This is a genomic window from Rhodocytophaga aerolata (genome assembly GCF_030503435.1).
GTDB lineage: Bacteria > Bacteroidota > Bacteroidia > Cytophagales > 172606-1 > Rhodocytophaga > Rhodocytophaga aerolata.
In genome coordinates, this window is the sequence record NZ_JAUKPO010000080.1 from 1 (window position 1) to 10,242 (window position 10,242).

The following is a 10,242-nucleotide window of genomic DNA, read 5'->3' on the forward strand; positions in this document are numbered from 1 at the left end:
ACTACCCTATGGCTGCCTAATGTTGCACCGGCTAATCCATAGTTCACGTTAACTTAATTTTTCCATATTTAGAAATCAGTGTGCCTTTGAACGGAATAGTTGCTAAAGAAAGATTTATTAAAAAACCCCAAATTGTAAGTGGCATTCAGCTTTGAAAAAACATAGACTGTTGAAAAAGCAACAATTCAGGTCTTATTCAGCCATAGTCTTATCAGCATCAATTACTTTTTACTTCTTTTACTCATACTTTCTCTGTGCCAAGCTTTCTCCCTAAGCTGCTCAGCCGTGAGCAGATTGTTTTCCCAGCCACCTGCATAATCCGAAGGTTTTTCTCCTTTTTTATAAGTGCCTTTTTTAAATCCTGTTTTTTTCTTTGCCATTGTTATCTATCAGTATTCCTATCTAGAACTAATTTTTCATCACCTCTTCCCATTCTTACTCTCCTATCATTCCTCCTTGTTTGATTGCCTCCATCTATAGTAGAGTATTGAATTCTCTTATTGCAGACTATAGTCTGTAGTCTAAGGGAAGCCTTTCCCTTAGATTGCCTGCCCTATCAGAAGCCCCTATGAAAGCGGATTTGTTTGGTAAAGTACTTCAAGAAATGCGCAAAGAGCGCCATTTATCACAAGAAAAGCTGGCTGAACTCTGTGAACTGGATCGGACCTATATCTCACTCTTGGAAAGAGGCTTGCGGCAACCTACCCTTGCTACACTGTTCAAACTGGCAGCTGCCTTAGAAATCAACCCCTCCGAATTGGTGGTGAGAGTCGAGCAGAAAAGTGACTAACCCGCTCAACAATCTACTTTGTCAAGGCCCCATGCTTCTCATACCAGACACTTTTGAAGCACCCTTAGCTTCTTTTTTCATCTAGCCCCCTGATCATCCAAAACCGGTTCGAAGCGACTCACCATATGATAGGTGCGCTCTTGGCCTTTTTCTTTGTCAAAGAAGGTATCTTTCTTCACCCATATATAGAGCTTTGTTCCCAGCAGCCGCTCGGTTTGCAAGACAGCTCCACTGCGTACTTCTAGGCCGGCTGCCGTAAATAAGCGCACCACCGCTTTGATCCCTTTTTCTGTGGGGTAAAACCAGGCCTGTATCTGCCCATGCTCATTTTCAAAGACGCATTGAAAGTAGGAGTGGTTGGTTCTAGTCTTACCTTCTTCCACAGAAGTGATGGAAACTAAATGCTTTCCTTCGGGAAGATGGGCTTTTTTGAATTGATCTACATAAATATCCATACAGTAATAGGCATGATTTGTTGCCCTAGATAAGTTCTCGAGTAAACATAGGCTACCAGGGCCCTGTTCACAACTGCAAGTAAGATACAAATTTTTCCAAATTTGCATACTATAGTACTCAAAAAAAACAGATAGCTCGAAGCTCTACGTGATACCTATAGAGTAGTCAAAGCATTTTCAATGGTTGTGCGGCTAGGAATAATTTAAAGGGGGTTAACAGCCTTTCCAGCAAAAGCTGAAAAGAGTCTTTTAAGGAATGAATCAAGTAATTAACAGGCAAGGGCAATGAGTATGGTAAAAGTCGTATTTGCTCACAGATACGACTTTTAAGAGAAAAACCTGTAAACTCCTACAGGCGTGTGGAGTTACAAAAAAACGGTTGCATTCTTTTCTTTTTATAGGTATAGCTGTAGGTAAAATCATGGCTAGGGATGAAATAAGTAAGCAGGTTTGATCAGCCAGGCTAGCCTCATATCCATCTTTGAGAAATAGTTTGGCGGATACTACTCTCATCAAGAGCAAGACCATTCTTACAGAAAATGAAAAAGAATGTGTTTCTAACCAAAGAGCGAATCTTAAAAAAAGGATATTTTTAAACCATCCGCCAAGCATTGTCATCATCTTCTCATGTATGGGCTGCGGAGGCCAATATGCTTTATAACTAATTCAACTTATTGCTAATCAATTTACTCCAAATCGTTCTCATTTGCGTTCACAACAGAAAGAGCAAAATAGTTGGTATTGTCAATTTTTTTACAGGATGCAACTACTAGCAGAAAATGCTTTATTAGCAAGAAAATGTAGCGAATTTCCTTACCAGTAAATGAGAACGATTTTTGGATGATATCCTCGTCTGTTCTCCGTTCACATTTGCTTTGTTTATGAGCCTCAAAATCGTTCACATAAGCTTGCAAGAAATCCTTCTTATGTGAACGATGCAGGCAATACAAAAAAGTGCTTCAATTCCATTATTTGAGGCAAAATAAGCACTGAAAAGACTCAAATCTTTTTAAAGATATTTAAACCGATTCAGAACGATAGAAAAAGATTGAAATCGATTCAAATAAGGCTGAAAAGTTATGAAAAGAGAACAATCAATTCGAATCGTTGACTAAAAACCCTACATCAGGTTCCACAGAATAAAGCAGCATGTGAAGGCCTTTGAATGTAAGATAAACCAACCTAGAATGTTCACTAGTAAGTAATTTTCCATAAGCACTTACACCTAGAAATAATGCAACTTGGTAAAGGTTTGAATGAGCTTTTCGTGCCACTAGGCAAAAACGTATAATTCTTTATGAAAAGCTTTTTTCCATACGTTTCACCCACAGAATAGATACGCCCACTTCTAGCGCATGAGTTGTTTTTACGCAAAATATCTCCTTGGGCTAATCCTATCAAAAGGTAATCTTTCAGCAAGCAGATCAATGGACAAATAGCACCAATAGATCGATTTCATCCCATAAAGGTACCTTTAATCAGTTTTGGTACGCAAATGACAAAAGAGAAGCGTTTTCATGCTCTTTTGATGGCTAAGGCCATACATTTGCCATACTGAAAATGACTATTTTTTTCTATAGCATTTTTCCCATTCCGGTAGGCTAATACAAGTGTAAGCATATCCGTTGGTGGCTATAGGCACGGTTCATTTCAGTTAACCAATTCATTAAGGCATAGTGATGCCTCATTTTTTAAACTACAAACAACCCTATGTTGGAGTATCCCAAATCTAGCGGCCGCAGACCCCTGTATGCCTGTGAGCCAATCGACGAATCAATCCTGAAAAAGGAAAATATCACCATCGCCTGTACGGCTTATCTGAAAGAACGATTCTATCAGCTAGGCATAGATGAAGGCCTGGTCATTAGCCAGCTTGGTGAGCGTATCCTATGGCTTGTCTTTGCTATCCAAGAGAACTTAGATGGCCAAAGTCTGATCGCTTTTCTGGAAGGAGTGCAGCAGGAGCTAGAACAATTGCAAAGGGAGTTGCAAGCAGAGAAAAAAGCGAACAGTTTACTACGGGCAAAACTATTAGCCATAGAAAATCAAATCAAAGGACTGTCAGAGGAGGCTGCCGAGCAAAAAGCAGCAATAGCTTATCACCAAACAAAATATAGAAAGTATCAGCATAATATCGATCGGGCCATCAGCAGTGAGCAGATCTTAGAAAAGCTGTATGCGATCTATGGTCAAGCAGAGATCAGTCGGGAGATGTTAGCAAAAGAAGGATTCGATTTTCAACTGTGTTTTACTATTGTCGAGGTTGAAAATCGAGCGGTAACTAAACTGTTTGAGTATGGCTATGAACAGCTTTCTGAAACCCGCTACAAAATTTACCAACTTGAAGCATAAACCAACATACACAACATACAACATACACAACATACAATATAAACAGACACAAAGATGATCACATCATATAAGCCCCTTGAACTAGGGCAACTATTAGCTTCACAAGCGTCCTTCTCTACATGGATGAAAAGTAAATGGACGATGATAGCCATAGCCATATTCTTTCTACTACTGATTGCCATACACCTGTATAGCAAGAATGCCCATACAAACGGGGCACTGCTAAAAAGCCAAACAAAGGATCCGAAAAATTAACCTATCAACGATCCATGAGGAGTATCTATAAAAGGCAGATCTAATATCTGCCTTTTTACATTTCTAAAAGTTAGAAAGAAATCGATCTATAGGAGTTATTTTAATTGACCTATGAAGAAGGATAATAGCTTATTTACTTAAAAATCAACTTTGCTCATCTCAGTATCAGGAACCTTGGGTTTTGTGTAACTCAACAATCAATAAATCATTATTCCCTTCTTACTAAATCAGCCATAATGGCAGGAGTTACAAAAACTGGTTAAATTAATCAAAGTTCACTTAGCTAATTTTCATGAGTTTTTGTTACCATCAATTTCCTTTTTCATCTCATAAATCTCTACCCTGTAGACAGGTACATTTTACGTTGTGAGCAAAAGGCTATCTAGTCAAAAAGTGGTGGTTAAAGTTCATGCATTCGCTATTGTCTGCAACATTTTCCTTGTTACACGTAAAAGACGAAATATGGCAAAATAGTTCTTGACTTATCAGCAATATACCTGGAAATGGGTATTGACAGGTATAGGCCTTCTTAGTAGCTTTGTGGCCTACACTTTTGAACATTATCTTGCATTGTACAGGCGGGTAATATCCGCTGAAAACATAAATTAAGGCCTCCATTTTCTACAGGCAGCTTTATAAGCTGGATCCCGATATCCGAAAAGGAAGGCACACATTTACCTGGAACAGATACAGTAACTTGTATACACTTTTAACTACTTTATTTACAACCACTTAAGCTATTTATGTATGTTCAGCTTGTTTACTTGCTCTCCTAATCCATTAGTAATCTGCATCGCTATAAACAAGGTTTTCTCTGGCTAATCTTTTTTGTCAACCTTTTCTTAGGCTTTCTGTCTACTAGACAGCTATTCCAACTAGTGCACTTTCTGCTATCTATCCGGCAGAAATTTTATTAAAAACAAACAACTATCAAGTATTTCTTTCAAACCCTTACCAACCTTTTCATGCGTTATTTTCTACCTTCTACCAGCTTTGGCCCCTTAATTTGGCGGCACAGTCAGTGTAGTGCGGCTACACAAGCCGCAGTATTTCTGCTTACTTACTTTTTCTATGTAGTTCCCCTGCTCGCTCAAGAGAATCCCACAGGCCTCACCCATGTGAATGGTAGCTTATTCTTTGCAGCCAGCACACCTGATAAAGGAACCGAGTTATGGAAGAGCAATGGCACTACTTCTGGAACTGTTTTAGTCAAAGATATTGCCTCAATGGCCGCTAGCTCATCGCCGGCCAACCTGAAAAAGATAGGCAGCAGTTTGTATTTTACAGCCAATGGAATACAGCTATGGAAAAGCAATGGCACAGCCGAAAGTACAGTGCTTGTAAAAAGCTTTACTTCCTCAATTCCTTCTCCTTTTTCCCAACTTACTGAGGTGAACGGTCTGCTGTACTTTGTGTTGAATAAAGGAAGCAATACCTATGAGCTTTGGAAAAGTGACGGCACCTCTGGTGGAACCATTCTGTTAAAAAGTATTAATTCCGGTGCAGCCAAGGGCTTTTCCGGCTTAGCTAACCTGAATGGCGTACTGTACTTTTCAGGCTATGATCCGGCTACTGGCTGGGAACTTTGGAAAAGCAATGGCACAGCCGCAGGAACCCAACTGGTAAAAGATATATACCCTGGCACAGGAAGCTCCTCACCCTCTAGTTTATATGCCTGGAATGGCAGCTTATATTTTGCCGCTAGTACGCCTGATAAAGGAACCGAACTATGGAAAAGCGATGGTACGGCCGCAGGTACAGTGCTACTGAAAGATATTGCACCTGAACAGGAAGGGCGATATGGAGGTTCTTTTGAAGTTAGTTCCTTTCCCGACACATTCGTTGCCTTTAATGGGGCTTTATACTTTTTAGCGCAGACTGATTATGATCGTTATGACGTTGGAAACGATCGTCAATTGTGGAAAACAGATGGTACAACCGCAGGCACAGTGTTCATAAAATCAATAGGTTTACCTGTGGAGTTTGAGATGCTGGTAATAAATGAAACGCTGTTTTTTGTTGCCCAAGCTGCGCAGGCAGATGAGTTTGGAACAAAAATGCGCTCTCAGCAACTCTGGAAAAGTGATGGCACAGGAGCTGGAACAGTTATTCTAAAAGAATTCTATCAGGAGTATTATTATGATTTTTTCCCTTCCTTTGAACTGACAAACTTAAATGGCACGTTGCTGTTTACGCTTCCAGGTGGTGAAATTAATAATGGGGAACTTTGGAAAAGTAATGGAACTTCTCAGGGTACCGTGCAGGTAAAAGAAATCTATCCGGAAGGTGGGGGAATTCCAAATTCATCTACCCCACAAGATTTAACAGTTGTCAATAATACCCTATACTTTTCGGCGTATGATGGCTTTGGAGTAAGCAGGCAGTTGTGGAAAAGTGATGGCACAGAAGCAGGAACCGTTAAAGTAATACCACAAAGTAGCACCCTGCCTGCTCCCTGGAAAAACCAGGATATAGGTGCGGTGGCTTTGCCTGGAACTACTAGGCCTATGTCTGGCATAGAAGGCTTTTTAGTAGAAAGCGGAGGTAATGACTACTACAAAGCCCCGGATGCATTCCATTACGTCTATCAGCCCTTTAGTGGGAATGGTAGTATTACAGCAGAAGTGGAAAGCATGGGCAATACCCATCCCTATGCCCTGGCTGGCTTAATGATCCGGGAGGATCTTAGTCCAAGTTCTTCTTTTGTAGCCGTGGCTGTCAATCCTTCAAGTAGCACCAACTTTATGTGGCGACAGGGATCAGGTACACCTGGGTACAAATCTGTTACAGGTACAACACCCAGTCTTCTTAAACTCAAGCTGGAAAGAAGTGGAAACACATTTACCTCTTATTATTCTTTTGATGCAGTAAACTGGATTATGATCGGCCAAACTACTATTACTATGGGTAGCAGTGTTTATGTAGGATTGGCACTGACTTCACAAAATAACACGCAGCTCAATACGGCTACCTTTAGATTTGTATCAGTTACTGATACGCCTTCCACATCTGCATGTACAGCTAGTGGCAGCATTCTGCGGGAGTATTGGACGAACAATGCAGGCAAAGAAATAACAGCCATTCCCGTAAATACTGCACCTGCTTCCACTTCGCAGCTTAGCTCGTTTGAAGCTCCTACGAATATAGCTGACAACTATGGACAGCGCATCCGGGGTTATATCTGTGCCCCGACAACAGGGAATTATACCTTCTATATTGCTTCCGATGATAACAGTGAGCTGTGGCTATCAACCAGTGATAATTCGGCAAGCAAACGCAAAATTGCCTCAGTTACCGGATGGGCCAGAAATGGAGATTGGGTAAAATACCCTTCTCAAAAATCAGCTACTATTGCTTTGGAAAAAGGCAAAAAGTACTACATAGAAGCCCTGCATAAGGAAGCCACCGGGGGCGATAATTTAGCTGTAGCCTGGGCAAGCCCAGGAAGTGGTAGCATCAGCATCATTCCAGGATCTGTTCTCTCGCCTGTGATGCCGACGGTTATTGCTTGTAGTGCCACTGGTAGCATCTTGCGCGAGTACTGGGCTAATGTCAGAGGTGGAGCTGTAACAGATATTCCTTTCACTACCACTCCTACCTCTTCTACCCAAATCAGCTCTTTTGAAACCCCTTCAGGAATCGGTGATAACTATGGACAGCGGATCAGAGGCTACATTTGTGCGCCAGCTACCGGCAGTTACATCTTCTATATAGCGGCTGATGATCAGGCAGAATTATGGCTGAGTACTTCTGACAGCCCGGCAAGTAAACAAAAGATTGCCTACCTGACTGCCCATACTTCAGCCAGGCAATGGATCAAGTATTCTTCTCAAAAATCAGTAGCTGTTAGCTTGGAGAAAGGTAAGAAGTACTACATCGAAGCTTTGCACAAAGAAGCGGTTTATGGCGATAATTTAGCGGTGGGTTGGACTATCCCTGGCAGCAGTAACATCTCTGTGATTCCAGGCTCTGTGTTGTCGCCTTTTGTGCCGTCTGCTGCTAAATTGGCAGGAGTTGAGCTGCCAGCAAGCCCAGTAGTAGTTTATCCCAATCCTTTCTCAGAGAAGCTAACAATTGCTACAGGCGGACAAGAAGGCAAGCTAATAATCACCCTGACAGATATAGTTGGCAAGACGTATTTTGTAACAGAGTATGTAATATCTAATCAGCCGGAAGTGGAACTAGTCTTAACAGGGCTCTCGCTGAAAGCAGGCTTGCATTTGCTCAAACTGCAGACCGAAGATGGAGAAATAAAGGTGATTAAGGTGGTAAAAAAGTAAGATAAGAGTCGTCTACTACCTTTTTTAGGGCAGATAGGAAATCTATCTGCCTTTTTTCTATCTGCGTTCTTTAGTGCATTGGTAAGAATGCCTCTTTAACTAAGGAAAGTAAAAAGACAGCCGATTTTAACTGTTTTAATTAATACTAAGGCTGATCCTTAAAAAAAGGGGTAGTTGTGATACCCTTCTGCTTTTTAGGCCTTGGACAAGCGGGTAAAATAAAGTGTGGGAAACAGCATTTTATCCCCTTTCATCCATTTTGGACTTTATGTTATTCCATTTATCGAACCGAAAAATTAGTTTAAATAGGTGGTGAGAAAGATAAAAAGTTTATAGTAAGGATGTGGCATAGTAAGGGTGCATTGAACGTAGCCCCATTATTTAACCCCACATAACCTTTACTGGAAATTAAAGTAGGTTTATGAAGAAGAAATGCTTTATGTATTCCCTATTGGTAACTCAAGTTGGTATACAAGACAAATGAGCGCATGGACTATCAGTATTCTGAAATAAAATCTTATATCTCTTCGCAGAGAAAGATCAACTTAACAGAAAAGGATTCAATAATTGTTTAGAGAATGCTTGATAGGTGGGATACCTAGGCAAGTTTAAACAATTGATACGAGTGTCTTTACAAAATACAACCAATGAGAATGTATAAAAATTTAGGACTTTTCTTGCTGTTTTTCTTGATTATCCTTGCTTGCAAGAAGTCAGTAGAAACCCATCCGGTAGAGCAACCGCAGGCAAGCTTTGAGGTGACTTCCGTCCAAAAAGGGCAGGTAACATTTAAAAATTTGTCTTTATATGCAACTGCCTACCGCTGGAACTTTGGTGATGGTACTAGTTCCACCGAGCAGCATCCACAGCATCAGTACAAAATTAATGGCACCTACCTTGTTTCCCTAACCGTGACAGGGAACGGGCTCTCAAACAGCAATTCTCAGAGCATTGTTATCGAGGATTTGCCGATGGACAAATGGACAGCAGGTACAGACTTTCCCGGAGGCATTCGCTATATGGCGCTCTCTTTTTTTGCAGCTAATCATTGGTATGCCGGATTTGGCTACCGGGCCAATAATGAGATGCTGAAAGATTTATGGATGTATGATCAGGAAAGCAATAGCTGGATACAGAAAAACGATGCACCGACAAGTTTTGCTGGGGGTATAAGCTTTGTACTTGATAACAAGGTGTATATTGGTCTTGGAGAAAATGGCAGTGGCCAATCTCCCTTCTACGAATATACGCCTGAGACAGACAGTTGGAAAAGACTTGAAAATTTTCCAGGTAATAATGGGCTGGCTAATGTAGCCGCTACAACTTTCGCCCTGAAGGGGAAAGGCTATGTGGTTGGAGGAGCCAATAGCTTTAGCAACAAGCAGTGCTGGATGTATTCTCCACAGAGTGATGAGTGGACAAGGCTCAGTGATTTTCCTGGAACTGATAGACACAGTGCAGCCGGCTTTGTAATCAACAATAAAGCGTATGTGGGCACAGGTGTCACTAAAACAGGCGCAGGCAACCAGGTAGTGCTTTCAGATTTTTGGGAGTTTGATGGAGATAGTGGTCAGTGGAGCAAAAAGGCAGATTTCCCTGGCAAAGGCCGCTATGGAGCCGCAGGTTTTGTGATACACGGAAAAGGCTATATTGGATTAGGATGGAAAGATATCAGAAACGCTTCCCTAGAACGGGAAATTGAATATTATACGGATCTATGGCAATACTCTGCAGAAGATAACATCTGGACAAAGAAAAGCAGCCTTCCACAACCGGCTAAAACATGGCCTTTTCTGCTTACTTTTCAAGATAGGGTATGGATGGGAACAGGAATTGGACTTGATATTAAAGCAACTAAAGATATTTGGGAATATAGCGTACAATAGCTAGGAGAGTAATTATCAGAGAAACGAAAATACCTGTGGACTTAAACTGATATAGGTATATAGCAGCCATAAAGTATGCAACCTTAGGGCTTATTAGCTTGACATGATACCTACAGCTATTTAAGGATAAACATGAACAACTTTACATATTGCTACTTATTAAACAAAGGGTCAATTCCTGAATTAGCTTTACACTAACTCTGTAAAGTGATGACTAAAAAGAA

Annotated in this window: 7 protein-coding genes; 5 read left to right on the forward strand and 2 right to left on the reverse strand. The window is 40.9% G+C overall.

The features are described 5' to 3' along the window. Positions 1 to 221: 221 nt before the first annotated feature. Positions 222 to 380, reverse strand: a complete 159-nt coding sequence (locus Q0590_RS35790) for a hypothetical protein (RefSeq protein WP_302042488.1) — start codon at positions 378 to 380, stop codon at positions 222 to 224. 188 nt (positions 381 to 568) lie between these two features. Here Q0590_RS35790 and Q0590_RS35795 point away from each other — a divergent pair, with 188 nt between their 5' ends. Beyond that, positions 569 to 790 (forward strand): helix-turn-helix domain-containing protein, encoded by a 222-nt coding sequence (locus tag Q0590_RS35795; protein ID WP_302042489.1) that lies wholly within the window; start codon positions 569 to 571, stop codon positions 788 to 790. Between the two features lie 77 nt (positions 791 to 867). On the opposite strand, the gene Q0590_RS35800 is transcribed toward Q0590_RS35795, so the two are convergent. Beyond that, entirely contained in the window at positions 868 to 1,245 is a 378-nt protein-coding gene (locus tag Q0590_RS35800) for a hypothetical protein (protein WP_302042490.1), read from the reverse strand. A 1,710-nt stretch (positions 1,246 to 2,955) separates the two neighbouring features. Between Q0590_RS35800 and Q0590_RS35805 the strand changes: the two genes are divergently transcribed. The 4 genes from Q0590_RS35805 to Q0590_RS35820 all read left to right on the forward strand — a co-directional run bounded on the left by Q0590_RS35805 (position 2,956) and on the right by Q0590_RS35820 (position 10,018). After that, entirely contained in the window at positions 2,956 to 3,597 is a 642-nt protein-coding gene (locus Q0590_RS35805) for a hypothetical protein (RefSeq protein ID WP_302042491.1), read from the forward strand. A 54-nt stretch (positions 3,598 to 3,651) separates the two neighbouring features. After that, positions 3,652 to 3,852, forward strand: a complete 201-nt coding sequence (locus Q0590_RS35810; RefSeq protein ID WP_302042492.1) for a hypothetical protein — start codon at positions 3,652 to 3,654, stop codon at positions 3,850 to 3,852. A 965-nt stretch (positions 3,853 to 4,817) separates the two neighbouring features. Then, positions 4,818 to 8,132, forward strand: coding sequence for an ELWxxDGT repeat protein (locus Q0590_RS35815; protein ID WP_302042493.1), 3,315 nt, complete (start codon positions 4,818 to 4,820; stop codon positions 8,130 to 8,132). A 653-nt stretch (positions 8,133 to 8,785) separates the two neighbouring features. Beyond that, complete coding sequence (locus Q0590_RS35820) at positions 8,786 to 10,018, forward strand: PKD domain-containing protein (RefSeq protein WP_302042494.1); 1,233 nt, start codon at positions 8,786 to 8,788, stop codon at positions 10,016 to 10,018. Positions 10,019 to 10,242 lie beyond the last annotated feature (224 nt).